Source organism: Arthrobacter sp. StoSoilB13, from assembly GCF_019977255.1.
In the GTDB taxonomy this organism is placed as follows: Bacteria; Actinomycetota; Actinomycetes; order Actinomycetales; family Micrococcaceae; genus Arthrobacter.
In genome coordinates this window covers 252215-276191 of sequence record NZ_AP024648.1, presented here as the reverse complement: position 1 = coordinate 276191, position 23977 = coordinate 252215, and the positions used below count along the sequence as shown (strand labels likewise).

Here is a 23977-nt window from a genome sequence, read left to right as displayed (position 1 = left end):
CTCCTTGGAATGTGATTGTCTTGCCTTTAGTGCCCGGCGGCCTGCATCACCAGGCGTAGATTCCGGAATCAGGACGGGGAATTGATTCAACCCGCTGACTTCACGGAACAGAAATACATAAGCATGCTTACTATTTTCTTGGCAAGACCTAATCGAAGATTCGAAGCCCTTGAGCGAGGACTTTTCCGGTTGCCGAAGAGAGTCCCTCCGGGAACCCCCATCAACCGGGACTCCCTCAGGCTGAATGCCCATGATGGTCTGGAACCATGACCACTGATACTTTGCGGGCACCAACAGCCCGTCGCCTGCCGCTTGTTACCTATGTGCTCGCCGCGGGCGTGTTCCTTATGGGCACCACAGAATTCGTGGTGGCCGGGATCCTCCCGGAGATCGCCCAGGACCTGGGTATCACGGTAGGAAATGCCGCGTTGATGATTACCGTCTTCGCGGTCGGCATGATCGTTGGAACGCCCACGATGTCGATTCTCACCCTCAGGATGCCGCGACGCCTCACCCTCAGCCTCGCGTTGGTGGTTTTCGCCGTTGGCCACGTCATCGTCGCCCTCACCACCGACTTCGCGCTGATACTCGGAGCCCGGTTCCTGACCGCTCTGGCCACTGGAGCCTTCTGGGCCGTCGCCGCCGTCGTGGGGGCGAAGGCGGCCGGCGCCGCTTCAGCCTCCCGTGCTTTAGGCGTGGTTTTGGGCGGCGGCATGCTGGCCAACGTGATCGGTGTTCCGTTGGGGGCGTTTGCCGGCCAGTCGATCGGTTGGCGAGGCCCGTTCTGGATCCTCAGTGCCCTGGCACTCATGGCGGCGTTGGTCGTTTACCGTTTGGTCGGCGTCGAACCTGCCTCGGGCCGCGTCCCCTCAGTTCGGGCCGAGATCGCCAGCATGCGTGACGCCCGGGTGTGGCTTGTTCTTTTGGGTTGCGCAATCGTGTGTGGATCATCCCTGGCGGCCTACAGCTTCATCTCACCGCTCCTCACACAGAACACAGGGATGGGGGCAGCGGCAATTCCGCTGGTGTTGGTGGGCTATGGCGTTGGAGCGTTCATCGGTTCCAACCTCGGTGGCCATTTTGGCGCACACCGTCCCTTCACGGCACTTTTCGTCTCGGCAGCAATGACGTTCCTGGTGCTCGGGGCTCTCTGCCTGCTCTCACGCAACGCCGTGCTGACCGTGATCCTCATCTTCTTGCTGGGCCTGTTCGGCATGGCAACCAACCCCATCCTCATAGGCAAAGCAGTCGGATATGCCCACCATGCACCCACGCTCGCCTCGGCCCTCAGCACGTCTTCGTTCAACCTCGGCACAGCAGTGGGTTCGTGGATCGCAGGCTTCGCACTCGAGTCAGCTCTCGGGGCCACTGGCCCCGTGCTGGTGGGTACCTGCATCGCGGCACTGTATTTTCTCCCGCTCACCATCTTGTGGCGGAAAGAACGGTCACCTCAGCCGTCCGAGGCAGCCCTCTCCGGCTCAGCCTGAGCTGCCGTGCCATATTCGCTGGCAGCCCACGAGGCGAGGAGCTGCAGGCGCTCCGCCGAAGGCGACCCCGGTTCCGCACTGTAGATCGTCAGGGTCAAGCCCGGCTCAGCGGCCATTTCCAAACCCTCGTAAGCGAGCGTCAACTCACCCACAACTGGGTGATTAAACGTCTTGAAACCCGTCCCGTGGTGGCGGACGTTATGAGCACCCCAGCGTTTCCGGAACTCATCACTGCGGGTACCCAACTCACCAATGAGGTCATGAAGTTCCTTGTTGTGCGGATCGCGACCGGCTTCGGTCCGCAGGATGGACACAGTCACCTCGGCGAACGCATTCCAATCCGGATAAAAATCATGGGCGCGTTCATCCAAAAACGTGTAGCGCGCTATGTTCGGCGGCTGGCCGGGCATGTCGTAGCAATCCTTGTAGAACGCCCGCGCCAAGGGATTAACCGCCAACAGATCCATCCGGCCGTTGCGAACGAACGCCGGGCCGGCAGTGACAGCATCCAGCGCCCATTGCAGGCTTTGATGCGGAACGTAGGACTTGGAGTTGCGCCGCCTGGGCGGACGGGCCACCGGACTGGCCGCGTGGGCGAGGTCGAACAGATGGGCGCGCTCGGCGTCGTCCAAACACAACGCCCTGGCGATGCTCTCAAGAACTTGAGGGGAGGCTCCGCTGATCGCGCCACGCTCAAGGCGCGTGTAATACTCCACGCTCAACCCGGCAAGCGTGGCCACTTCACTACGCCGCAGGCCTTTCACCCGCCGATTGGTCCCGGCGGGCAAGCCAACCCGCTCAGGGGCAACATGGGCACGGCGTGAGATCAGGAATTCGCGGACCTCGGCTCGATTATCCATAGCCTCAACGCTAGGCCAAGCAGGCATCGGGAGGGAGTCCCTCCCGATACCTGCTTCGCTTACCGCACGACGGCGACCTCCCGCCGTCGTGCGTTTTCCACACCCAATTCCGCGCCCAACATGGCCGTGTCAGTGTGGAACGTTAGGGTTGGTCCAAGACATCTGACGAGGAGAGCAATTGCCGTACATCGTTGACTTCAAGAACGTTTCTACCGAGGGCCTGGAGTCTTCTCCGGTTGCCGCGGCCCTCGCAGGACTGCGCGCGAACGAGGCCCGCTATTACAAGAACAAATACGACCATGACTTCACCGTGAGTCCCGCAAGTGAGGTGCCGGAAGTCGTGGATCGGGTGAGCCGGATCCTGAAGGAAGAGCGCGACATCGTCATCGAGTCCCGCCCCCTTGAGGCGACGGCCTTCGAAGTGGACGGCCTACGGATGGATTACGTGTTCTACGAGTCCGGGCTTTCCATCAACGTCATGTACAGCATCGAGGAAGGCGGGAAGCGGGCGGTCGGTTTCAAGCTCGCCGAGGGCATGGATGTTCCCGAAGAACTGGAACCGCGCTTCAAATTCGCCCGTCAGAAGTCCAAGCTGGCAGGGGTAATCCGGGGATCGTACTTCGTGATCAAGGGTCAATACTGACCGTTGGCTCTGACTACATGCCCTATCCCAAACGCGCCGGGACCCTCTATTCTCTTGACATGGGCGTTTGGGGAGCGTTGTACCGCACCAAACCCGGTTGCAAGAGCATCGGGCGCGGGTGACGCGTGGATCCCCAAGACAAGGTTCCTTCGCCGGACAATTACGCCGCATTCCTCGCAAGGTTGGACGCGGCAACCACAAGCCTGACCAGCCGGGCGAGGGCCCTTGACAAGGCATTGTCGGCGATCTCGCTGCTCTTGGGACGGTATCAACGGGCCCTTCGAGGCTGGGAACGGAGACTGGGCCGCGTCGATGAGGAACTAGACCGGCACTCCGGCGAGCCCCAGACGTCGGCTGCCCTTCATGAGCTCCAACGAACTGCCGTTCAGATGAGGTCAATGCACAGTGCACAGGTCCTGCGGCTCACGGAGAAACTGTCGCTCAAGCAAGGACAACGAGACGCCGTAGGCCGCTCGCTCCTCGAACTTGAAGTCATCAGGGCCAAACTGGAAACGTCCCGGAGGTTGTCACGGGACCGCGAAAACCTGGGCAGGGCCCTCTACGAGCTTGCGGGTACCGGCAGTGGCGCCGCGAAGATCCCCGATGTGGGATTGCGGAACGACCTTAGGGAAGCACGCGAGGCAGTAATTCTGGCCGAAGCACTCCTCGAAGTGAAGGGATCCTGACCATGGAAAACGCGCCGGATGCTGTTGAAATCGTGCGCTGGATGAGGAAACCCGGCGACAAACCCATTATCAAATTCGTCACTTTCAGCATCCTTGCCGTGATCCTGTGGCTGATCCTGATGATCTTCATGCCTGCCCTGAGAAACGCTGTCCCGGCGTCGATCTTCATTGCCGTGTTCGCCGCGATACTTACTATTCCCACCGTCGTCGCCCAGAGGAACCTGGTGCGTGGCTTGGCAAAACGGATCAACGACACCCTCACGGAGCTGACAGGCAGCCCCGACGACAAGATCTCCACGAAGCAGCTACGGAAATTGATCAAGAGCGGCGAGCAGCTTCCACTGCTGATCAATGGGGTTCCAGGTTTGCGGCTGCACGTGAAAAGGGTTGCAAGTGCCAAGGAAGATGGCTCCGAGAGACTCCTCGCGATCATCACCGTTGCCCCGGTGAGCAGTGGAACTGCGAGCTTTGACCGGCTGCTTGAGGCGGCGTTGTACGGATGACGGTTGGGCTGGCCTTCGCTGGCTCTTGGGGACTGAAACGGGGCTAGTAGGACAATGGTGCTTTTTTTGGCGCTGTAGCGGTCTGGATCTGGGTCCCCCAATTCGACTTCAGAAGAAGCCCGGTTCAGTGCTGACCGACACATTTCCAAGCGGGTCAGTCTGTTCTCCTGGCAATCCACGCCCCGCGCGATCTGTGGGCCCTAGATCTCTGATTCTGAACACATGGTTGATGCCTGGAAACGGTTGGGAAGCTTGTGGCACCCAAGGGCAGCGGCACTGCTTCCTAAAAATGTCAGACCCTGGTGAGAGGGTTTATTCATGGGAAGCATTGGGGAAATCATGGCGCGTCGGGCAGCGATGCCTGGCGTCGCGATGCGCCCCCGGGGCCTTCCCCGAGGAATCCACACCGGTCCTGCCAGCGGCCAGGCCGGCTGTGAAAGCCCGACGGCGGCGGCTGCGGCAGGCGGCGATTCGGAGAAGCTCAGGGCCATGGCGCTGCTTCGCGGCATTGAACCGAAATCCTTCGCCACCCTTAGTGAAATGGGCCGTGAAGTCGAGCCTGTTCACGGCCTGGAACCACTGCCCTTCGCCGGCCTTGAGGTCGATCCTGAAGTTGAAGTCGATCCAGGAATTAGGGTCGATTCTGAAGTCAGCCCTGTTTCCCCAGGACTGGGCGGTTCCTTGGGACTTGAGGGTGCGCTCGGCCTTGGGGATGCGCCGGAACTTGGGGATGCGCTCGGACTTGAGGATGCGCTGGCGGACAGCGTTGGGGCCTTGGAAAGTCTGCGTTCCGTCACCGTGGCCGGTGCCCCGGGGTTCGGGTTTGCCGAAGCCGCAGGGTTCGCCGGGCGGGTGGAGGAGATCGCCCGCACCGTGGAATACCTACAGGTCATCGCAGCCCACGCCGTGGAACGGACCCGCACCCAAGCCCAGCAGGCACGGCCCTCCTCCGCGGCGGGCACGGGATGGCAAACAGGCTGGACCAACCCCACACCCACAGGACCAAACCCCGCCATAGCCACAGCCACAGCTGCAAGGTCCGATGCTGCTGCTGGCTTCAATACTTCTGCTGGATCCGCCACCCCTGCTGGCTTCAATGCTGCTGCTGGGTTCGGTGCTGTTGCTGCGGCGGACGCTGCTGCGGTGGCCGATGATGGCTACCGCAACGCCGCGGAATTCCTGCGGGCCCGCCTGAGGATCGGCATCAGCGAAGCCCGGCGCCGGCTCGCCCTGGCCTCCCAGGTCCTCCCCGGGACCGGAATCGCCGGGCAACACATCCCGGCCCGCCGCGAAATCCTGGCCCAAGCCCTCGAATCCACGCAAATACCCACCCGGTCCGCGAGCATCATCACCGCCGCCCTGGACAAAGTACGGCTCCTCACCGACGAAGAAACCCTCACCCGGATGGAACACGCCCTCACCCGCACCGCCGCCGGGTCCGACCCCGACTTCGTCCTGAAAATGACCAAACGCTGGAACGACCTGATCGACCAGGACGGCCCGGAACCCAGCGAAGAAATCCTCCGCCAGCTCCAAGGCACCTTCATCCGCAAACCCCGCCACGGACTGCACCACCTGGAAATCTTCGCCACCACCGAACAATACGAAACACTCACCACCGCCATGAACACCGCCACCAACCCCCGACTCACCACCGCAACCAACACAGCCACCGGCGAAGGCAACGTCACCGGGGAAACCAACGAGAGCGTCGACGGGAACGTCGACGGTCAGGCACCCGGAACCGTCCACGGCAGTGACCGCGGGAGCGAACCAGCCGGGCCGGACCTGGACCGGCGTTCCCGGGCCCAGAAGCTCCTCGACGGCCTCGTCGGAGCCTGCGGCGTGGCACTGACCACCGGGAAACTGCCAGCCAACGGCGGACTCCGCCCCCAAGTCACCGTCACCATCAACCACCACGACCTCTTCCAACAACTCACCCGCACCGCCCCGCCCGGCGCAGCCCCCACACCACACGGCGCAGCCGCCACCCAGACCACACGACCTGGGCCTGGAACGGAAGACCCCCGTCCCGGCGCAGCCACACCGCCCGGTGCAACCGCAACACCACACGGCGCAGCCGCCTCCCCACCCGGCGCAGCCGCCACCCAGACCACACGGCCTGGGCCTGGACCGCAACACCCCCGGCTCAGCTCCGGCTCCGCCACCTTCGCCGGCCCGATGCACCCCAACACCATCCGCAAAATCGCCTGCGACGCCGACATCCTCCCCGTCCTGCTCGGCAGCGAATCCCGCGTCCTGGACATCGGGCGCACCACTCGGATCTTCCCGCCCCACATCCGCAAAGCCATCACCGCCCGGGACCAAGGCTGCGCGTTCCCCGACTGCACCATGCCCGCCCCCTGGTGCGAAGCCCACCACATCACCTACTGGTCACACGGCGGCACCACGTCAACCAACAACGGCACCCTGCTCTGCAGCCACCACCACCACCTCATCCACAAAGAAGACTGGCGCATCGACATCACAACAGGGGTTCCGTGGTTCATCCCGCCACCCCACATCGACCCCAAACAAACACCCCGACGCAACCACCACCACACACCCCTCAGAACATAAGAGTCCGCCGCGTCCAATTGCGCTCTGCTGCCTCGCCACAAGGGTGACCGGCCTCGCCACAAGGGTGACTGTCTCGCCACAGGGTGACCGCCCGCCGTCGAGCGCTCCTAAACTACGCCTCGACCCTAAGCTGAGCCTGCGACATAAGCCGGGGCCCGCGACCCTAAACCCAGTCGCGACGAAGCCTTACCGCGACGTCGGCCAGCCCGTGTACGACTCAGCCAGGTACGCCTTGGCGTGCTCGGACGAGACCACGGAGTGCAGCTCGCCCAGCTGGCGGGCGCGGTCAAAGTCGTCGGCGCCGGGAACGGTATGCAGCATGGAGGTCATCCAGTATGAGAAATGCTGTGCCTTCCAAACTCGGTCCAGGGCGCGGTCGCTGTAGGAATTCAGCAGTGTGATGGAACCGTTGGAATAGAAGGAGTCGAAGCCTTCGAACAAGACCTTCACGTCGTGTATCGCGAGGTTTAGGCCCTTGGCGCCGGTGGGCGGGACGGTGTGTGCTGCATCGCCGGCAAGGAAAAGATTGCCGTGGCGCATAGGAGTGTGGACGAAGCTCCGGAACGGTAGGACCATCTTTTCCAGGACAGGGCCTTCGTTGAGCTCAAAGCCATTACCGTTTACGCGTTTGCGGAACTCGGACCAGATGCGTTCGTCGTCCCAGTCGGCGACGTTTTCCTTGGGATCGCACTGGAAGTACATGCGCTGCACTGTCTCGGTCCTCTGGCTGATCAAGGCGAAACCATGCTCGGAGTTGGCATAGATGAGCTCGTCGGAGCTGCGTGGAGCCTGGGCCAGGATGCCGAACCACGCGAACGGGTATTCGTGGAAGAACCACTTTCGGTTTGCTTCGGGGATCTGGAAGCGGCAGTGGCTGCGGGACCCGTCAGCGCCAACGAGGAAGTCGGCCTGGATCTCGAACTCCTGACCGTCGGAATCGGTGAACCAGACTTTCGGTTTGCCCTCGAGATCGTGGACAGTGGTGTCCGTGACGCTGTATCGAACGTCGCCGTCGTCCGCCTCGCGTCGCGCAGCGAGGTCGGCGAAAACGTCTGTTTGTGGGTACAGCCACACGGATTCACCCACCAGCTCCTTGAAGTTGATTCGGTGGCTTTCGCCGTTGAACCGCAACTCGATGCCATCGTGCCGGTCACCTTCGCGCAGCACCCGGTCTGAGACGCCGGAGTCCACGAGCAGGTTGACGGTGCCGTGTTCCAGGATGCCTGCGCGAACAGTTTGGTGGATTTGTTCCCGGCTGCGGACCTCCATCACCACGGATTCGATGCCTTGCTTGGCCAGCAAGTGGGAGAGCATGAGCCCTGCGGGTCCTGCACCCATAATGGCGACTTGAGTGGTGACGGTTGTACGTGCCATGGTGTTCCTCGCTTCGTTGCGGTCCCGCCGGAACGGGATGAGTCTGGAATCAGTGTGGCGGGTAGTGCGTGACGGGTGTTACATGAATTCCGTTGAACGGAAGATCTACATTAGTCCCTGAGCTGCCGCCCTATCCCCCGGGCAGCGGTTTGCAAAGCCGGAACAAGCGCCTGCAGGCGCATCTCAGCCAAGGGCACCACCACGCCAAGGGCCGCGACCGCTCGCCTCTTGCCGTTCATCACGGGCACGGCGATGCCCCAGGTGTCAGGATCAACGACTCCCGCCAGCTGCGCATAGCCCAGTTGCGCGGCCTCAGCCAACAGGTGGCGCACGACGTCGGAAGTCACCTTTCCTTCCGGGTCCTGGAACTGTTCGAGGTACTGCGCCTGCAATTCCCGGGACTGGTGTGCCATCAGCGTCAGGCCGGCGGAGGAAATGTGGACCGGCATGCGTCCCGCGACGCGTGCCCGGTTGGCCACCGATCCTCGGCGCGAAAGCCGCTCCACAAACAGCGCCTCCCAGCCCTCGAGGACTGCCAGGTTCACGTTCTGGTTCAGGACTTGCTGAATATCCTCCATGAAGGGCATGGCCGCTTGACGGAGTGCGAGGGTGGGCGAATTTCTGTTGACGAGTTCCCACAATCGGAGGCCCAGCCGAACGTTCCCGCCAGCACCCAGTTCCAGCAGGCCATGCTCGGAGAGTTGACGGACCAGCCGGTGGGCGGACGACAACGGGAGGCCGGACCTATCGGCGAGTTCGGTCAGTTGCAGGGAGGTGGCACCTTCAGGAAAGGCTTCAATGACCCGGACTACGCGATCCACCACGGAGTCACCTGATGCTGAGTTGGCCACGATGCGCTCCTTTGCTGCCGCTCCCCTACCCGACCCCGCGGGGGCTACTTCCATTCAATGGTAGAACGTGCTTCAGATTACTCCCGCCGGTGATACAACTCTCATAACCGACCGGCCGTTCTGCTGGCCACATCCATTCCCAAAGAGAACTCCCGAGGACACTATGCCAACGATGCCATCTGCCCGCCGCTCACAATGGCCAGTATGGCTGTGTTGGTTAGCCATGGTCTTGGACGGCTTCGACCTGGTGGTCCTGGGGTCTGTCATCCCCACGCTCATCAAGACCGGCGACATAGGCTTCGATGCCGTTGGAGCCACCTTCGCTGCAACTATTTCCCTGGTAGGCGTGGGGCTCGGCGCACTCTTTATCGCCCCGCTATCCGATAAGTTCGGCCGGCGGAAGCTCTTGATCGCCTGCGTGGCCGGCTTCTCGCTCTTCACGATCGGAGTCGCGTTCGCTCCCAACGTGGCGGTCTTCTCCATACTGCGCCTGCTGGCAGGCCTCGGGCTGGGCGCCTGCCTCCCCGCCGCCCTTGCGTACATGAACGATTACGCACCTGCGGGCTCAGCCGGAAAGTCGACCACGCGGACTATGACCGGCTACCACGTAGGCGCTGTGGCCACCGCGTTCCTGGCCATCCTTGTTGTCCCTGACTGGCGCCTCATGTTTGTCGTTGGCGGCGTTACCGGGCTGGCACTCCTGCCATTCCTGTGGGCGAAATTGCCGGAGTCACTTCCTGAAGCAGCACCCGCGAAGGTGGACGAAACAACAAAGGCGGCTACCGGCGTCGTGCATTCCACGGACGGCAAGCAAAAGACCGGGTTCCGCGACCTGCTGCAGAAGCCGTATCCGCTGGTGGCCGTGGGCATTGGCATCGCGTCGTTCATGGGATTGTTGCTGGTTTACGGCTTGAACACGTGGTTGCCGCAGTTGATGGCAGCCGCCGGCTACACCGTGAGCACGGGCCTGACGCTGCTGCTGGTCCTCAACCTCGGCGCCGTGGCCGGCCTGGTTTTGGCCGGAATTCTTGCCGACCGGCACGGAACCAAGAAGATAGTGCTGCTGTGGTTCGGGCTTTCCGCAGTGTTCCTGGCCATCCTCAGCGTCAAGATCCAGAGTGAGTTCCTGCTCAACGCCGCGGTGTTTGTCACCGGCGTCTTCGTCTTCAGCTCGCAGGTTCTGGTTTACGCATGGGTCAGTCAGCTGTTTCCGGCGCGGCTCCGGGGAACGGCACTCGGGTTCGCTGCCGGCGTCGGACGCCTTGGTGCGATCGTTGGTCCTGCCGTGACTGGAACCCTGGTGGCCGCAAACATTGCCTACCCTGCCGGCTTCTACGTATTCGCCGCAGCGGGACTTTTGGCTGTCGCAGCGCTGTTCCTGGTGCCCCATCAAATCAAAAGTCCTGAGCCCGTGCCCGCGGGAGAACGGTAACCACGTCACCACGCTAGGTGCTCCGCTGCCCGTCCAACTTTCCGGGCTGTGCGTGAAGCGACTCGCGGGCCTTGCCCAAGAGCTGCGGTCCGGCCGCGTAGCATCGATCGGTGTATTGCCGGAGCGCCGGGAGTGCCTGGACGGCGTAGTCGAAGTGTTCCTCACGGATCATCGACTCGATGGCCTTGCACTGGTCCTCTGTCTCAAGCGCACCCACCATTGCCGAGGAGATCTTGAGGCTCAGCACGGCGTCCATGCTGGCATCGGCGTCGTGTTGGCAGAGGCCGTTTGAGATTCTCAATAGCCTGCCCGGCAACATCGAAAGGTAAGTGGAGAGGAAGCGCAAGGCCGGGGTGGGGTCTCCCATCTCATCGGCCAAGGGCCCTGCAACCTGCACGGTTCCAGAGCCGGAACCTGACCGTCTGCTTCGTCAGTCATGGTTGGCCGCTTGTGGCTGCGCGGCGTCTTCCGGCGTCGATTTGTTGGGGTCCCTGCTCCAGATGGAGGCGAGCATCCCGATGACCAGGATGCCGGGCGCACCGTACATCAGGATGTTCAGGACGAGTGGTTCGCGGAGGGCGCGGATGGCGTTCCCGACGTAAGGGATGGTCGCGATCTGCTTATCCACGGTTTTGCCCTGCAGGGTGGCGATCCACGGATCGATGCCATTATTCGCGTCGCCCTTGGTCTGGACAGCCACACCACCATCGGCCGTAGTAGTGATCTCAGTGATGCGGTGCGTCTCCACCCGCTGGTCTTCCACGGGGATGTGGTAGGTGATGATGTCGCCCACCTTGACGTCGGTGATTGGCGTTGGAACGGTGACGACGACGTCACCCGGGTTGATCAGCGGTGCCATCGATCCTGTCAGCATCGTGGAGGTTTGGTAGCCCAGGATGCGTGGCCCGATTGCCAGGAAGAGGAAAACCAAGGCCGCCATAGCCAGCATCGCGAAACCGAGGAATTTCATCGTTTTAGCAGCGATACGTCGGAACGCAGCGGCTTTCGCGGGGGTCTCGACGGCGGTCGCCGTCAGTGCCGCGGCTGAACGCCGGCCCTTGAGTGCTGTTCCGCTGATGCTGGTCAGTGCGCTCATGGTCCTGGCGTTCCTTCCGGTGTTGGTTATCTTCTGATTGAAAGTCTGGGCTATCCGGCTCAGGCTTCCTGCGGGAAATCCTCAAGTCTGGCTCAGGAAATACCGGCGGACCTGATCGGGCAGGGGGGCGCCCGACCAGGCCCGGCGGGGCTCTGTGGTGAAACTGGGTGGTTCTGCTGGTGTTACTTGGTGGTTTCGGTGCGTTGGGTGCCGGTGAAGGCGAAGGCGATGGTGCTGGTGGTGCCTTGGAAGGTGTCGTTCGCGGTGGTGGGGAACGCGGTGGTGACTTTGAGGTAGTCGGTTTTGGCCGGGGCCAGGGCGGTGAGGTTGTTCAGGACCTTGTTCGCGGTGATCACCGGGGCGGCGGCCATGACGGTGGTTTTGGTGCCGGTGCAGGTGTACGGGGCTGCGGCGCCGGTCCAGGCGACCGAGCAGTTCTCGATGGTCAGCTGCAGTCCGTTGGTGACGTCGGTGGTGAGCAGTGAGGCGGTGGCGCCGGCGGAGGTGGTGAGGGTGACGTTGTTCAGGTCCGAGTTGCCGGTGTTGGCCAGGGTGACGAGCTTTTCGACTTTGTCTCCGGGCAGCAGGCCCGCGACGGGGACGTTGAGGGTGTTGTTCGCTCCGGTGCCCAGGGCGATGGTGACGGTGCCGGCGGTGACTTGCTGGCTGGCCGAGGTGGAGGAGGTGAACGCGCCGTAGGTTCCCATGCCGGCGACGGCGGCTGCGGTGCCGAGCAGTGCGACGGAAGCGAGGACCTTGCCGGAGGTGGTCTTGAGGCTGATGGCCATGGGAATCAGTGTCCTTTCGGGAGGCCACCGCTGCCGGCCGGCCGTTTCGTGTGCCGGCCCTGAGTGGCTGACAAGAACCACTGTGCCGGGCCCGGATCAAGAACCACTCCTGCAATCCATCAACACTTGCTCAGGAAAAGGTCAAGGCTCTTTGTTCCGTTTCCCACCCCTTGGCAGGCACTCTGGACTGATAATAAGCAACCTGATAATCCTGTAACGAAGGGTCAACGCTAAACACAGAGGTGGGATCATGGTGGATCGCATTACTGATATATGGGGCACAAGGACTCCGTTTGAGCGAGAAGCTGAGTGGCCTTCCCGCGTGGATTACGCCCTCCAGGAAGGCCTCACTGAGGGCGATGTTGACCATTGGGTCCAATCCGCTTGCGTGCTGTGCAGCAACGGCTGCGGCTGCGATATTGCCGTCAAGGACGGGGTCATGGTTGGCATTCGTGGCCGTGCGGAAGACCGCATCAACAAGGGACGCCTTGGGCCGAAAGGACTCTTCGCAAGCTGGCAAGGCGTCTCGAACATGGACCGCCTCACGCATCCATTGATCCGCGAAGCCGGCGAATTGGTCCCAACTGATTGGGACACGGCCATGAAGCAGATCGTGGCACGCAGCAAGCAACTCTTGAAGGAGAAGGGTCCCCTCAGCCATGGCTTCTACACCAGCGGCCAACTGTTCCTTGAGGAGTACTACGCCCTGGGCGTGATTGGGAAGGCTGGTATCGGGACACCCCACATGGATGGAAACACCCGCCTGTGCACCGCGACAGCGGCGTCCGCGCTCAAGGAAACCTTCGGAGCAGACGGACAGCCAGGCGCCTACGAGGACATCGACAATTGCGATGCAATTTTCCTTTACGGCCACAACATGCCCGAAACCCAGACCGTCCTCTGGGCTCGCATCCTGGACCGCCTGTCAGGACCCACACCGCCCAAACTGGTGTGCGTCGACCCCAGAAATACGGAGGCCGCGCGCTTTGCCGACGTGCACCTGGCGGTGCGGCCCGGCACCAATCTTGCGCTCATGCACGCCCTGGTCCGGGAGGTCCTGCACAACGGCTGGGAGGACCCCACCTACATCCAGGAACACACACTCGGCTACGACGAGCTGAAATCCATTGTGGAGGAATGGACGCCTGAGGCTGCTGCCGAGGTATGCGGCGTCGGTGCCCACGACATCAGGAAGGGCCGCCCGCATCTTCGGCACCTCGGATCGGGTACTGTCCACCGTTTTACAGGGGTTCTACCAATCGTCACAGGCCACAGCTTCCTCCTGCCAGGTCAATAATCTTCATCTGCTGCGCGGCATGCTCGGCCGACCCGGAGCCGGCCTACTACAGATGAACGGGCAGCCGACGGCGCAAAACAACCGCGAATGCGGGGCCGACGGCGACCTCCCGGGCTTCCGTAATTGGCACAACCCGAAACACGTTGAAGAACTGGCCTCCCTGTGGAACGTGGATCCCGCGACCATCCCCCACTGGGCACCGCCAACCCATGCCATGCAAATCTTCCGCTACGCCGAGCAAGGATCCATTAATTTCCTCTGGGTCTCGGCTACGAACCCTGCGGTCTCCCTGCCGGAGCTGCCCCGGATACGGGCAATCCTGGCCAAGCCGGAACTGTTCCTGGTGGTGCAGGATTTGTACCTCACCGAAACCGCCAGCATGGCCGACGTCGTCCTTCCCGCCGCCGCTTGGGGCGAAAAGACAGGAACATTCACCAACGCTTCGCGCGTGGTCCATATCTCTGACAAAGCCGTAGACCCGCCCGGGGACGCCCGCAGCGATCTGGATATTTTCCTGGACTACTCCAACCGAATGGGCTTCACCACCTTGGACGGCACGCCCTTGTTGACGTGGGGGGGTCCGGAGGACGCCTTCGAAGCTTGGAAAGAATGCTCGCGCGGGCGTCCTTGCGACTACACCGGACTGAGTTACTCGAAACTCCGTGGTGGCAGCGGGATCCCTTGGCCCTGCAATGCGCAAAACCCGGATGGCACCACACGCCTCTATACGGACGGGGTTTTTCCCAGCGATCCTGACTACTGCGAGAACTACGGTCACGACCTCTTGACAGGGGCCGAAGTGGAGCCGGAACCGTACCGCGCCAAAATGCCCAAGGGCCGCGCCTGGCTCAAAACAACCAAGTACCATCCACCGCACGAAGAACCGGACGACGACTACCCGCTCCGGTACACAACCGGTCGGACGGCGTATCACTTCCACACACGGACCAAGACGGGACGTTCCAGGACGCTGAACGCGGCGGCGCCACGGATGTGGGTGGAGCTCTCGGTCGAAGACGCTTCAGCGCTGGGGATCAAGGAGGGTGACATCGTCCGCGTATCGTCGCGGCGAGGTCTGATTGAGGCGCCGGCCCGAGTCAGTGGCGTCCGGCCGGGCACAGTTTTCGCACCTTTCCACTATGGATACTGGGACTCGACCGCACCCTCCAGCCCGGATGATTCTCCCAAGGATTCGCAGAAGACTGCAGCCAACGAGCTCACCATTACCGAGTGGGATCCGGTGTCAAAGCAACCGCTTTTCAAGAATGCGGCGGTGAAAGTAGAGAAAATCCGTGACGGTGATGGATCGGCTCCGGCGCCCAACACCACCGCTTCAAGGCAGGCAGGACAACAACAATGAACCTCAACATCTACCTGGGTTTACTGCATCAGGGTGAAGCGACCCTGGCTACGTCTTTCCGGCAAGTCTCTGATGGCCACGGCTCGGAGCCTGACATACATTTCCTCTGCCAGACTTTGGCCAAGCAATGCGACAAGCACGGGGAACTCCTCCTCCCCCTCGTGCAGCGATACGGGAAGGACACATCCGACCACGAGCCCGAGCGGCTCCACGCCGACGGCTTGTCAGAAACCCGGAGCGGCCCTGTCGGCCTCCTTCGCGACCTGCAGGACCTGTATCTGCTGGCGAGCTTGGTTGACGTCACGTGGACTGTGGTGAATCAAGCCGGATCCGCACTTCGCGACGCCGGGCTGCTCGCCGTCGTCGAGCAATGCCACAAGGAAACGGAGGTCCAGCTCAGTTGGCTGCAAACCCGGATGAAGCAGGCAGCGCCGCAGGCGCTTCTGGTCGCAGACTAAGTCAGTAGCGGACTAACCAGCAGACAAGGTCAGTGGGGTAGCAGCCCAAGGATCGGGAGGGTGACCGCCGTCGAAATGGCCATGGCCGCGGTGTTGCCGATGACCGGATGGAAGCCCTCCGGCAGCTGGGCCGAAATCGCCCTGGCAATGGGAGGGGCCAGCACCGCTCCAAGCAATGCGCCGCCGATGATGCTCCACCACGAGCCGTCGTAGGCGAGCACGGCGGCAGGGGCCACTGAGACGAGTGACGCGTAGGTGGCCGCCCACCCACCGTTGCTGAACCAGCCGCGCCAAAGAACCACGCCGATGGCCGAGGTGAGGGCCTGCGCAAACAGGATGTGCGGAACAAGGTCGGAACCGTACCCGGGGTGCGCAGGATTCAGCACGAATGCCACCCCGACGCCAAAGATCATGCCCGCACTGGCGAGCGCGTTGGCGAAGAAATGGGTCTCGGTGAAGTCGGCGAGGACCCGGCGCGCCACCCACGCTGCGTCCGTAAGAACACTGTTAACGCCCGACGGCGGCTGGATGGGTTGTACCTGTGGAGCTGGCTTGCGTAGTTCAAGCCATGGCAATTTCCGGGCAACGAGGAAAGCCAGTACTGATCCCAGAGACATCGCAAGGACGTTCGCCACCACGGGCGGCAGTCCCAGCGGCGCGATGAGCGTTGGGATCAGCAACAACGCCAACGGCGTGACGGTGAAGGCGCCGAGTACAGCTCCGGTCACGCAGGTCCGCCAACCGGGTCCATACATCAGGACCATTGCCGGGGCCACGCAAACGAAAGGCACGAACGTGGGCTGCCATCCGTCGTCGAGCATCCGGCCGAAAACTACGTTGGACAACAGCAGGCTAAGCGACGCCGAGGCCAGCACCCACGGCCACAGTCCGGTGCCATATGCCAGCTGACCCGGCCAGGTCTTGCCCCGCCGGCCAGCCCACCACGCCAACAAAGCCCCGGCAAGCAACCCGCATGCCGCCAGCTCTGATTTGTAGAACAGGGGCTCAGTCATGTCGCCAAGGAACCACCTGACCGCTGCGAAAGGGGAGTTGGTGACTGATGCAGCCCAGCCCTCGAACGCAGGGCCGAGCCGTGGCGATTGCTGCGCGAGCGTGTGGAGGACAAGTGCGAGCACTCCCGCGAGGATGACCGAAGCCAACGCGCCCAATCCTGTCCCGAGGGCGCCAAGTTCAGTTGCAGTCTTCTTCGGGGCAGGATCCGGCCGACGGCGGGGCGCGCCATCGACAGCTGAGGTGAGCATCGTTGATAACCCTTAGCGTGCGATGTGGTGTAACTCGAAAGCAGCGTATCCGAGCTTTCCAGAGCGGCCCATTCGTGTTGTTGCGGGGGATTTGTGACCGGGAGTATTCCGATAGAAGAGCTTCCGTTGACACTAACGTTTCTTCGAGAGAACGTTAGTGTATGAGCCACGTAACTACTGCCCAGGCCGCGGCGCGATTGGGCATTACGCAGGTAGCTGTCCGTAAGTTGATCGGCACCGGTCAACTGATCAACTCAGGTGTCGTTGGCCGGGCCATCCTGCTGGACGCCGCCTCTGTGGAGCGATTGGCCCGCGAAGGCACACGCCATGGCCGGCCATGGACTGAGGCGAATGCCTGGACCGCGCTCCTCCTGCTTTCCGGGGAAAACGGGGTGGAGTGGGTTGACTCCACCCAACTTTCTCGGCTGCGACGCAAACTGAGCCGTATGGAACCGGCCGAATTGCCCATTCTGGCGCGCAGGCGGGCGGGCGTGCATCGATATAGAGCCACGGCCGATGTGGTCCAACGGCTAAGGGACCATGTCCTTCCCACTGGTGCCGCGGCCATGGCGGACCAGAACGTTGGCCAACGCTTTGGTCTCACTGGTGGTGGGGGAATTGTGGATGGTTACGTCATGTCCGGCGATGCAGGTGCACTTAAGGAAGCGTACGGACTAATCGACGATCGGGAGGGCAACGTAGTGCTGCGGGAAGTCACCACCAGCCAGGCGTTTACAGGGCGAGTCCCGCTGGCGGCCATTGCCTTGGACCTGTTGGAGTCCTCGGTCACCCGTGAGCGCAGCGCTGGACTCCGTGTTCTGAAGGAGCTTTTTAGTGGACGATGACCATCGTGTGACGGAACGAGTGCAGTGGGAGGCTTCGCCGCCCGCGGGTGGCTGGGGCCGGCCGTGGCCCCAATGCGCTGAACTGGCCCGCGCGTTGCCTTCTGATCAGTGGACGCTGGTTGGGGGACTTATGGTCCAACTGCACTCCGCCGTAGCGGGTCTAACCGTTTCGCGGCCGACCACTGACGTCGACATCATCCTTCACATGGAAACCGGCGCGGCAACCATGCCCGGCGTCGCGTCAGTGCTCCGTTCACTCGGCTACTCGCCCAGGCAATCCATCAATGGCGATAGCCCCGCACATCGTTTCCTTCGCGGTAATGAGCAGATCGACCTCATGGTTGCCGACCATCTTGTACCCGGATTGGTTCCCCGTATAGGAGGCCGCAAAGTCTTTCAGGTGACGGGTGGGACCCAAGCCCTCCGGCGAACAGTAGACTGCCGGGTCTTCGTGGACCATCGGGGTCCGGTGTCCATAAGCATCCCGAACGCACTGGGCGCGCTGGTCCTCAAAGGCGTTGCGTATCAGGAGGATTCGCGGGAAAGGGGCCGCCACCTCGATGACGCAGCAACACTCCTGGCAACAATTAACGGGCCCTTGGAACTTGTGGCCGACATGGGAGGCAGTGATCGCTCGCGGATTCTTGGGCTCAACCGGGTCCTCGGCGATCCAGACCATGAATCCTGGAAGGTCCTTGACCCTGGCGATAGGGCACGGGCAATCAGCAACCTTGCGGTGCTCTGCGCCAATCCCGACCGCCTCCCTGTTAGGCGCCTTGGGTAGACAGCGCCGACGACGGAGGCCCCAACGCATTCGCGTCAGGGCCTCCGGGAGCGCGGCGAATCAAGCCTTCCGGCGGGTGACCAGTCCCCAGATGACCAGTACGATCAGCGCACCTCCGATTGCGAGCAACCACGTGGAGATCGACCAGAATTCGTTGATGCCAACCTTGAAGATGGCGCTACCGATCCAGCCACCCAACACGGCACCCACGATTCCCAGCAGGAGCGTAGCGATCCAACCGCCTCCCTGCCTGCCCGGCATGATGGCCTTGGCGATGGCTCCTGCGATCAAACCCAAAACAATCCAACCAATGATTCCCATTTGTTTCCCTTTTCTCGTACGTAAGCCTCGGTCAAGCACCAATACTTGGTGCCGCGGTCGGCCTGATTGCTAGCTGCCCGCTTGTGCGGCGACGTATCCCGACAACAGCTGGGCGGGCAGACGTTTTTATGGCTCCCCTGTTACTGAAGGAAGGATTCAATCTCTCCAACCGGCAGTCCGGCTACTTCAGCAAGAGCCCGGGGCTCGACACCGGCGTCGACGGCCTTCTTGAAGGCCAGGGCGAGTGTGTTCTGGGAAATCGCCAACTCATGTTGAAGGCTTTGGCGGCGAAGTGCTGCGACCCACACACCGCTGACCGGGTCCAAGGCGTCGATGTCCATTCTGAAACCGCAACCGCATGCCCACTCCGGCCATATTGGCTCCACTGTGATCCACTGCATGGAGTCATGGCCGGGTCCTGCGGAGATTGCCATGTGCGAACCGCAGTGGACGGGCCCCATCGGCAGCACCCCTTCCGCAGCATGGTCCACGGTATTCCCAGCGACTGGTGTGGAGCTTGGTTCACGCAGTGCGACTGTCATCGTCTTCTCCCACACATCCCTAGTAACTATCTTGGCTATCTAGTTATATGTGTACTTACGATTTAAGTCCAACCAGCCGGCACGGTTGCACGCACCCGCCGCCAAAGAGCGGGCGCCACCACCACGGCAACGCCGACGGCGGCACCGATCACCGTTTCGATGATGCGGTCCCGCAACAGGAGGCCGGGATCAACCGGGGCTGCCAGCAAAGTAGCGATCAGGGCAAGCGGAGTCACGAAGATCTGTGCCACAAGGTACTGGCGGGCGATAAACATCTCAGCACCGAACTGGCAAGCTGCTATCACCAGGACCATGGCCCAGGGCGCGGGATTGAGCCAGAGGATGCCGGCAAGCAGCACCAATCCGATCACCGTTCCGGCGATTCTTTGGATGCCACGGCTGACGCGGTGGCGCGTCGAATGTCCCACCAATGGAACCACCGCTGCAACCATGGCCCAATAAGTGTGGCCGAAGCCGAGCCGCTCCCCAACCACAGTCGCGATGGTCCCCGCAAGGCCTGCGGCAATCAGATATCCGCCGCCTTCCAACCAGATCGCACGACGTTCCAACGTGGTGTGGCGGATGCGGGGCGGCCGTTTCCACGGGGTTCTGTGAGTTTTGAGCACCCGTGACGACATGCCGATCAGCAGGCAGAAGAGCGTGGTCCCTACCGCGACCAGCATGGCCTCCCACAAGGGCGGCTGAGCAGGGATGGATGCGATCGCAGCGAAGGCGAAGATGTGAAAGAGGGAGCCGCCTGGCCTCAGCCTCCAGGCCGCGACCACCACCGAGCACGCGCCCGCCACGACAGTGGTTGCAGCAGTCAAGAGCCACGAATACGCGGCGCCCTCGATGCCAATGGCTTGCGCTGCACGAGCCATGAGGGTGGCCAACAAAATGATAAGCAGCATGAAACCACCGGCACGCACTTGGCTTCGGAAGCGCACGCTATGCGGTTCATTGCGGCCATAAATGCCGGTAAACGCACCGAACGAGGCAAACACGGCCAGGTCCAACCGCCCCATCAGGGTCAGCGTAATCAGCGGCACAAAGACACCAACAGCGCAGCGGAGAGCGGGGTGATGGTCCTTGTTTCCCGGACCCATCGTGAACATTTCCGCTACAGCCTTCAAGGGGCGGCTCGCCTTTCGTCGCAGGATCAAACGTACGACGGCGGCGCTGGCGTCCGCTTCAAGGCTACGCTCCGGGCGCTGGGCTACTCCGGGTTTGGGCACAGATAGTGCCCCTTATCACGAGGAATAAGGGGCACTATCAGTTGCGCACTACTTGTCGCTAGAAGCGGGAGGGTGCTCCCTGGAAGGGCCCTGTTCCGAGTGGGTTGCCTGCTACGTCCGTCAGGCCAGTGACGGGGGTGTAAGTCGGGAAGATCGTGGTCGACGTAAGCGTCGAGCCTCCGCTGGTCCCTGCTCCAAGGGTGATGGTGAGTGTTCGCGCCGTCGGATTCCAGCTCAGGCTGGAGGCGTTGTTAGTGCCATTACCGCTAAAGCTGAGTGCGGAGGTTGTGTAGTTGCCGCCCAGTGCAACACTGCCGACCCTGAGGGTTGTACACCCAGCCCCGGTTACAGTCAGTATGTTGCTGGAGCTTACGTTGACTATCACGTTATCCGCGTTGTTGCCGGCCTGGGTCTGCACGTTGGTGGTGTCGTTCTCCCAGACGCTGCAGATCGTGTTCGGGTTGATGGGTTCAGAGAACGTTATCGTCACCGAATCGCCCTTCTCCACCTTGCCGAGGGTGCCGCCCGAACGGTTGTTCAGCTGGACCCCCGCCACCGCTGGCGAGCTCACGTCCTTGGTGGATGTAGCCACTCCCGCAGGACCAGTGTTACCTGCGGCGTCCGTTGCCTGTGCTGAGTAGTTAATGGTCCCTGGGCTGAAAGCGCTCAGGTTCAAGGGGGTCGCTGCCCAGTTCCCGGAGCTGTTGACGCTAATGGTCTGGGTCACGGGCAGGGCTCCTGTTCCCGTTACGGTCAAAGTGACCGAGGACAAGGCCTCTGCCGTCCCGCTGACTGGAACAGCGGTCACGTTTCCGCTGTAGACATATGGTGGCGCCGTCACGGACGGGGCAAGGGGTGCGGTGGCATCCACGGCAGTAACTGCGCTTCGTGTGCTTTCAGCGCCCTGCCACTGGGAGAGTTTGGGCGTAATCGTGTAGTACCAGTTCCCCGTGGTGACACCCGTGTCCACGCAGCTGAGCCCGGCCACTGTTCCTGCACAGGTTCCGGCTGCCGCAACCGCCGTGCCGCCGGTGGCTGAGGCGTAACGGACGATGCTGTACCCGGTCACGGACCGGCCAGCCGTCGTCGTGCTTGCTGTCCAGGTGACCGTCACGCTACTTCCGGAAACGGCGGTAGTGGGCTTTGCGCCCTGTGCGACGGCGTCGGGCCTGGGCCGCACCGAAGTTGCTGCTAACGGAACTCCAGAAAGCACTGGCTGCGGGACCGCCCCATGAGACGAGGAGAATGCCGAGAACGATCACGACGGCGCGGTTCCAAGCGCCCATCGTCACCCGCGTTGAGGATGATGAAGCAGCGGACTGGCGAAGCGGGCTCACTTCCGTACCTCCAGCGTGACGGGGACGTTGAATTGGGCGCCCTGGCAGGCGGAAAGTGAGGCCGCGCTCATGCTGGCCGCACCCTCAAGAGTCAGCAGGATGGATGTATTTGCCTGGATGGTCACTGTTGGCGCCAATGGTGCAGCCGGGGGCGTGAACGTCACGCCGGTGGTGGTGCAGCCGGGATGCGCGGCGTCTGCAGTCACGGCGCCGTTAGCCGCGATTCCATAGACGGTAACTGCATGGCTATTGGGGTTGGTTGCCCGGAGAACCACGTCGGCTGATCCACCTGGAACGAGGCTGGTCTGCAGGGTGTCGCCCGGGATGAGCGCATCCACGGTCACGGTTTGCATTGTCCCGTTGGTCGCCGAACCGTTGCCGATTCCGGTGGTAGCCCAGTAGGCGTAGGCAGTCCCTGCACCGCCCAGGATACAAAGGGCCACGGTGGCAGCAGTGGTGCGGGCGATCCGTCCGCTACGGGGCTTCCGGTTGAGCGTCTTCATGTCAGTTCGCCTGTCCCGTCCCGGAGTACGTGAGTTGGAGGGTCGCACCCTTGCAACCGTCCTGGAGCTGCAAGGTGTCCAGCATCCTCACTTGGGGCCATTTGCTGCTGTCATTCACGCCCAGCGAGGTCAGCGAGCTGGGCCCGGGAGGAGCTGCCAACGGGTAGCTCCCGGAGTATTGGGTGACCTGGTAGTCGGCACTGCTGCAGGGGAGGTTGGCCGCCACCGCTGCCGGCGTGCGCACCACTTGCGCAATCGAAACCGTCAGGTTCGTGATGGCGATGCTCTTGTTCCCGGGGTTGGAAATCTGCAGCTCCACTGCTCGGGACACCCCTGGCGCCAGGAGCCCACTCAATGAGCCGGTGACACCGAAGGTCCGTTTGACTTCCTGGACCTGCAACTGCCCGGGCGCCGCGTTCGACTGGACCGCGTTTTGGCCCGTGCCGCTGGCTCCCTTCACAGTGAAGTCGGACTTGCCGACCGGTGTTGTGGGGGACGTGGCGACGGTCAAAGCCACCTGCGCTGTGCTGCCGGATCCCAGAACCACCGACGACGGCGACCATGCGGCTGTCGCTCCAGCCGGAAGACCCGTAACGGTGAACGCTACTGGTCCGGTGAAACCGCCCGTGGAGGTGGCTGACACTGTGAAGGTGGTGGACTGCCCCTGATCCAAGCTGCGGTTCGAGGGCGACAACGCCACCGTAATCCCCTTGGCTACCTTGACCGGGCTGCCTTGCGTTGCGCTCTGCCCACTGCTTGCAGCGACAACCGCCACCGGAACAAGGGCCACCACGAGCGCAAGTATCAGCGTCCGGAGTGGTACGGCAGCTCGAGGGATAGGCGCGGGGCGCTCTGGCCGGTGGTCCATGGCAGCTCTTTTCGGACGGAAGCGTTCAGTCGGGAGGAATGCGGAAGCCGGAGACCACCACTCGCAAGGTGGTCCCCGGCATTCACGCGCTACTGGCTGGAGACGTTGACCGTGACGGTCGCGGACTTGCAGGCGTCCTGGTTGGCAGTGCTGTCGTTGAACTTCAAGACACCGCTGCCAACGGAAATTCCCGTGGCCCCGGCGGCGACGGTCGCGTTGGTGGTCACGGCGGTGACTTCGAACCATGCCGGGAGGCATTCGGGGACGCTGGTGGTGACATTTGCCGTCAGGGCTCCGACTACCGTGCTGGACGTCGTCGCGTTGTCCGCGGTGTAGGCCACGTTGGTTTGGTTGCCCGGCGCCAGGCCGGCATTGAAGGTGGCGTGCAGTGTGACAGTTCCGCCACCGTCTGAGTTGGCGGCCGAGCCGGTGCCTGAACCCGTGGTGGTCCAGTAGGCGTAGGCAGCTCCGCCACCTACGGCTACCAATGCCACGCCTGCGACGGTGGCGGTGATCCGACTCTTCTTGGAAAGCTTGCGCATGGTATGACTCCTTGGTTGATCTTTTTCCGGGGAGCCGCATCGCAACCCCCAGCACCCGACCGTTTCCGGCGGATGAAGCGATGTCCCCAATAGTTCAGCCAGCAGTGACACTGTGGCTACTCTTGGGTGTACGCCTCTTTTCCGCCCGACCAAGGGGTCAGGAATACGCTGAACCGGCAGGCGAGTACTCAGTTTTCGTATCGGGGACTACTTGGTCCCACTTTGCGTCATCCCAGCGCGGCATAGGCTTGTGCGCCCATCTGATAGCCCGCTTTGCTACACCAACGCTGGGCTGCGGCGATTCTGAGCATCCCGGCAGCGGT

The 23977-nt window shown here is 62.4% G+C and carries 24 protein-coding genes and 1 pseudogene; 10 read left to right on the top strand and 15 right to left on the bottom strand.

The annotated features are described in order from the left end of the window. Nucleotides 1–266: 266 nt before the first annotated feature. Nucleotides 267–1487: an MFS transporter gene (locus LDP01_RS13495; RefSeq protein WP_224093066.1), complete on the top strand. Its 1221-nt coding sequence runs from the start codon at nucleotides 267–269 to the stop codon at nucleotides 1485–1487. Here LDP01_RS13495 and LDP01_RS13490 read toward each other — a convergent pair. Next, nucleotides 1451–2347, bottom strand: a complete 897-nt coding sequence (locus LDP01_RS13490) for a helix-turn-helix transcriptional regulator (RefSeq protein WP_224093065.1) — start codon at nucleotides 2345–2347, stop codon at nucleotides 1451–1453. The genes LDP01_RS13495 and LDP01_RS13490 overlap by 37 nt on opposite strands. 178 nt (nucleotides 2348–2525) lie before the next feature. On the opposite strand from LDP01_RS13490, the gene LDP01_RS13485 reads away from it, so the two are divergent. From LDP01_RS13485 to LDP01_RS13470, 4 genes are all read left to right on the top strand, one after another. Next, a complete protein-coding gene (locus tag LDP01_RS13485) occupies nucleotides 2526–2990 on the top strand; it encodes a DUF8821 family protein (RefSeq protein WP_224093064.1) in 465 nt (154 codons plus the stop codon). 125 nt (nucleotides 2991–3115) lie between these two features. Next, on the top strand, nucleotides 3116–3676 hold the full coding sequence (locus tag LDP01_RS13480; protein WP_224093063.1) for a hypothetical protein: 561 nt from the start codon (nucleotides 3116–3118) through the stop codon (nucleotides 3674–3676). Between the two features lie 2 nt (nucleotides 3677–3678). Beyond that, nucleotides 3679–4179 (top strand): hypothetical protein, encoded by a 501-nt coding sequence (locus tag LDP01_RS13475; RefSeq protein ID WP_224093062.1) that lies wholly within the window; start codon nucleotides 3679–3681, stop codon nucleotides 4177–4179. A 318-nt stretch (nucleotides 4180–4497) separates the two neighbouring features. Continuing rightward, nucleotides 4498–6759, top strand: coding sequence for an HNH endonuclease signature motif containing protein (locus tag LDP01_RS13470; protein WP_224093054.1), 2262 nt, complete (start codon nucleotides 4498–4500; stop codon nucleotides 6757–6759). 186 nt (nucleotides 6760–6945) lie between these two features. On the opposite strand, the gene LDP01_RS13465 is transcribed toward LDP01_RS13470, so the two are convergent. Together LDP01_RS13465 and LDP01_RS13460 are read right to left on the bottom strand one after the other, a co-directional pair. After that, on the bottom strand, nucleotides 6946–8133 hold the full coding sequence (locus tag LDP01_RS13465; RefSeq protein ID WP_224093052.1) for a 4-hydroxybenzoate 3-monooxygenase: 1188 nt from the start codon (nucleotides 8131–8133) through the stop codon (nucleotides 6946–6948). 110 nt (nucleotides 8134–8243) lie between these two features. Then, nucleotides 8244–8984 carry an IclR family transcriptional regulator gene (locus tag LDP01_RS13460; protein ID WP_224093050.1) on the bottom strand — a complete coding sequence of 247 codons (741 nt, stop codon included), beginning with the start codon at nucleotides 8982–8984 and terminating at the stop codon, nucleotides 8244–8246. A gap of 163 nt (nucleotides 8985–9147) precedes the next feature. Here LDP01_RS13460 and LDP01_RS13455 point away from each other — a divergent pair, with 163 nt between their 5' ends. Then, the gene (locus LDP01_RS13455) at nucleotides 9148–10416 is read left to right on the top strand and encodes an MFS transporter (RefSeq protein ID WP_224093048.1); all 1269 of its coding nucleotides are present in this window, start codon (nucleotides 9148–9150) and stop codon (nucleotides 10414–10416) included. A 13-nt stretch (nucleotides 10417–10429) separates the two neighbouring features. Here LDP01_RS13455 and LDP01_RS13450 read toward each other — a convergent pair whose 3' ends face one another. The 3 genes from LDP01_RS13450 to LDP01_RS13440 all read right to left on the bottom strand — a co-directional run bounded on the left by LDP01_RS13450 (nucleotide 10430) and on the right by LDP01_RS13440 (nucleotide 12300). Beyond that, the gene (locus LDP01_RS13450; RefSeq protein ID WP_224093045.1) at nucleotides 10430–10813 is read right to left on the bottom strand and encodes an Hpt domain-containing protein; all 384 of its coding nucleotides are present in this window, start codon (nucleotides 10811–10813) and stop codon (nucleotides 10430–10432) included. Nucleotides 10814–10846: 33 nt separating this feature from the next. Then, entirely contained in the window at nucleotides 10847–11512 is a 666-nt protein-coding gene (locus LDP01_RS13445; protein WP_224093036.1) for a signal peptidase I, read from the bottom strand. A gap of 182 nt (nucleotides 11513–11694) precedes the next feature. Further along, nucleotides 11695–12300, bottom strand: a complete 606-nt coding sequence (locus LDP01_RS13440) for a TasA family protein (protein ID WP_224093034.1) — start codon at nucleotides 12298–12300, stop codon at nucleotides 11695–11697. Between the two features lie 250 nt (nucleotides 12301–12550). Here LDP01_RS13440 and LDP01_RS13435 point away from each other — a divergent pair. Together LDP01_RS13435 and LDP01_RS13430 are read left to right on the top strand one after the other, a co-directional pair. Next, a pseudogene (locus LDP01_RS13435) lies at nucleotides 12551–14957 on the top strand (nitrate reductase). Continuing rightward, entirely contained in the window at nucleotides 14954–15415 is a 462-nt protein-coding gene (locus LDP01_RS13430) for a hypothetical protein (RefSeq protein ID WP_224093032.1), read from the top strand. Before LDP01_RS13435 ends, LDP01_RS13430 begins: the two are co-directional and overlap by 4 nt. A gap of 29 nt (nucleotides 15416–15444) precedes the next feature. Here LDP01_RS13430 and LDP01_RS13425 read toward each other — a convergent pair whose 3' ends face one another. Continuing rightward, nucleotides 15445–16677, bottom strand: coding sequence for a hypothetical protein (locus tag LDP01_RS13425; RefSeq protein WP_224093031.1), 1233 nt, complete (start codon nucleotides 16675–16677; stop codon nucleotides 15445–15447). 161 nt (nucleotides 16678–16838) lie between these two features. Between LDP01_RS13425 and LDP01_RS13420 the strand changes: the two genes are divergently transcribed. Continuing rightward, the gene (locus LDP01_RS13420) at nucleotides 16839–17522 is read left to right on the top strand and encodes a DNA-binding protein (RefSeq protein ID WP_224093029.1); all 684 of its coding nucleotides are present in this window, start codon (nucleotides 16839–16841) and stop codon (nucleotides 17520–17522) included. Next, the gene (locus tag LDP01_RS13415) at nucleotides 17512–18306 is read left to right on the top strand and encodes a hypothetical protein (RefSeq protein ID WP_224093027.1); all 795 of its coding nucleotides are present in this window, start codon (nucleotides 17512–17514) and stop codon (nucleotides 18304–18306) included. The genes LDP01_RS13420 and LDP01_RS13415 overlap by 11 nt, the downstream gene beginning before the upstream one ends. A gap of 60 nt (nucleotides 18307–18366) precedes the next feature. Here the strand turns inward: LDP01_RS13415 and LDP01_RS13410 are convergent, their stop codons facing one another. From LDP01_RS13410 to LDP01_RS13375, 8 genes are all read right to left on the bottom strand, one after another. Then, complete coding sequence (locus LDP01_RS13410; protein WP_224093026.1) at nucleotides 18367–18627, bottom strand: GlsB/YeaQ/YmgE family stress response membrane protein; 261 nt, start codon at nucleotides 18625–18627, stop codon at nucleotides 18367–18369. Between the two features lie 140 nt (nucleotides 18628–18767). Further along, on the bottom strand, nucleotides 18768–19169 hold the full coding sequence (locus LDP01_RS13405) for a hypothetical protein (RefSeq protein ID WP_224093024.1): 402 nt from the start codon (nucleotides 19167–19169) through the stop codon (nucleotides 18768–18770). Nucleotides 19170–19231: 62 nt separating this feature from the next. Further along, on the bottom strand, nucleotides 19232–20302 hold the full coding sequence (locus LDP01_RS13400) for an FUSC family protein (RefSeq protein WP_224093810.1): 1071 nt from the start codon (nucleotides 20300–20302) through the stop codon (nucleotides 19232–19234). Between the two features lie 160 nt (nucleotides 20303–20462). After that, nucleotides 20463–21518, bottom strand: coding sequence for a hypothetical protein (locus LDP01_RS13395; RefSeq protein WP_224093022.1), 1056 nt, complete (start codon nucleotides 21516–21518; stop codon nucleotides 20463–20465). 1 nt (nucleotide 21519) lies between these two features. After that, nucleotides 21520–21741 (bottom strand): hypothetical protein, encoded by a 222-nt coding sequence (locus LDP01_RS13390; protein ID WP_224093020.1) that lies wholly within the window; start codon nucleotides 21739–21741, stop codon nucleotides 21520–21522. Next, the gene (locus LDP01_RS13385; protein ID WP_224093018.1) at nucleotides 21738–22244 is read right to left on the bottom strand and encodes a hypothetical protein; all 507 of its coding nucleotides are present in this window, start codon (nucleotides 22242–22244) and stop codon (nucleotides 21738–21740) included. Before LDP01_RS13385 ends, LDP01_RS13390 begins: the two co-directional genes overlap by 4 nt. 1 nt (nucleotide 22245) lies before the next feature. Then, nucleotides 22246–23037 carry a COG1470 family protein gene (locus tag LDP01_RS13380; RefSeq protein ID WP_224093017.1) on the bottom strand — a complete coding sequence of 264 codons (792 nt, stop codon included), beginning with the start codon at nucleotides 23035–23037 and terminating at the stop codon, nucleotides 22246–22248. Nucleotides 23038–23201: 164 nt separating this feature from the next. Then, the gene (locus LDP01_RS13375; RefSeq protein WP_224093015.1) at nucleotides 23202–23654 is read right to left on the bottom strand and encodes a hypothetical protein; all 453 of its coding nucleotides are present in this window, start codon (nucleotides 23652–23654) and stop codon (nucleotides 23202–23204) included. Nucleotides 23655–23977 lie beyond the last annotated feature (323 nt).

Excerpts from the sequence above, each read along its gene's own strand:
- LDP01_RS13440 (WP_224093034.1), bottom strand. The coding sequence starts at position 12,300 with ATGGCCATCAGCCTCAAGACCACCTCCGGCAAGGTCCTCGCTTCCGTC.
- LDP01_RS13455 (WP_224093048.1), top strand. The coding sequence starts at position 9,148 with ATGCCAACGATGCCATCTGCCCGCCGCTCACAATGGCCAGTATGGCTG.
- LDP01_RS13475 (WP_224093062.1), top strand. The coding sequence starts at position 3,679 with ATGGAAAACGCGCCGGATGCTGTTGAAATCGTGCGCTGGATGAGGAAA.
- LDP01_RS13405 (WP_224093024.1), bottom strand. The coding sequence starts at position 19,169 with ATGACAGTCGCACTGCGTGAACCAAGCTCCACACCAGTCGCTGGGAAT.
- LDP01_RS13490 (WP_224093065.1), bottom strand. The coding sequence starts at position 2,347 with ATGGATAATCGAGCCGAGGTCCGCGAATTCCTGATCTCACGCCGTGCC.
- LDP01_RS13420 (WP_224093029.1), top strand. The coding sequence starts at position 16,839 with ATGAGCCACGTAACTACTGCCCAGGCCGCGGCGCGATTGGGCATTACG.
- LDP01_RS13425 (WP_224093031.1), bottom strand. The coding sequence starts at position 16,677 with ATGCTCACCTCAGCTGTCGATGGCGCGCCCCGCCGTCGGCCGGATCCT.
- LDP01_RS13470 (WP_224093054.1), top strand. The coding sequence starts at position 4,498 with ATGGGAAGCATTGGGGAAATCATGGCGCGTCGGGCAGCGATGCCTGGC.
- LDP01_RS13445 (WP_224093036.1), bottom strand. The coding sequence starts at position 11,512 with ATGAGCGCACTGACCAGCATCAGCGGAACAGCACTCAAGGGCCGGCGT.
- LDP01_RS13375 (WP_224093015.1), bottom strand. The coding sequence starts at position 23,654 with ATGCGCAAGCTTTCCAAGAAGAGTCGGATCACCGCCACCGTCGCAGGC.
- LDP01_RS13410 (WP_224093026.1), bottom strand. The coding sequence starts at position 18,627 with ATGGGAATCATTGGTTGGATTGTTTTGGGTTTGATCGCAGGAGCCATC.
- LDP01_RS13430 (WP_224093032.1), top strand. The coding sequence starts at position 14,954 with ATGAACCTCAACATCTACCTGGGTTTACTGCATCAGGGTGAAGCGACC.
- LDP01_RS13385 (WP_224093018.1), bottom strand. The coding sequence starts at position 22,244 with ATGAAGACGCTCAACCGGAAGCCCCGTAGCGGACGGATCGCCCGCACC.
- LDP01_RS13495 (WP_224093066.1), top strand. The coding sequence starts at position 267 with ATGACCACTGATACTTTGCGGGCACCAACAGCCCGTCGCCTGCCGCTT.
- LDP01_RS13465 (WP_224093052.1), bottom strand. The coding sequence starts at position 8,133 with ATGGCACGTACAACCGTCACCACTCAAGTCGCCATTATGGGTGCAGGA.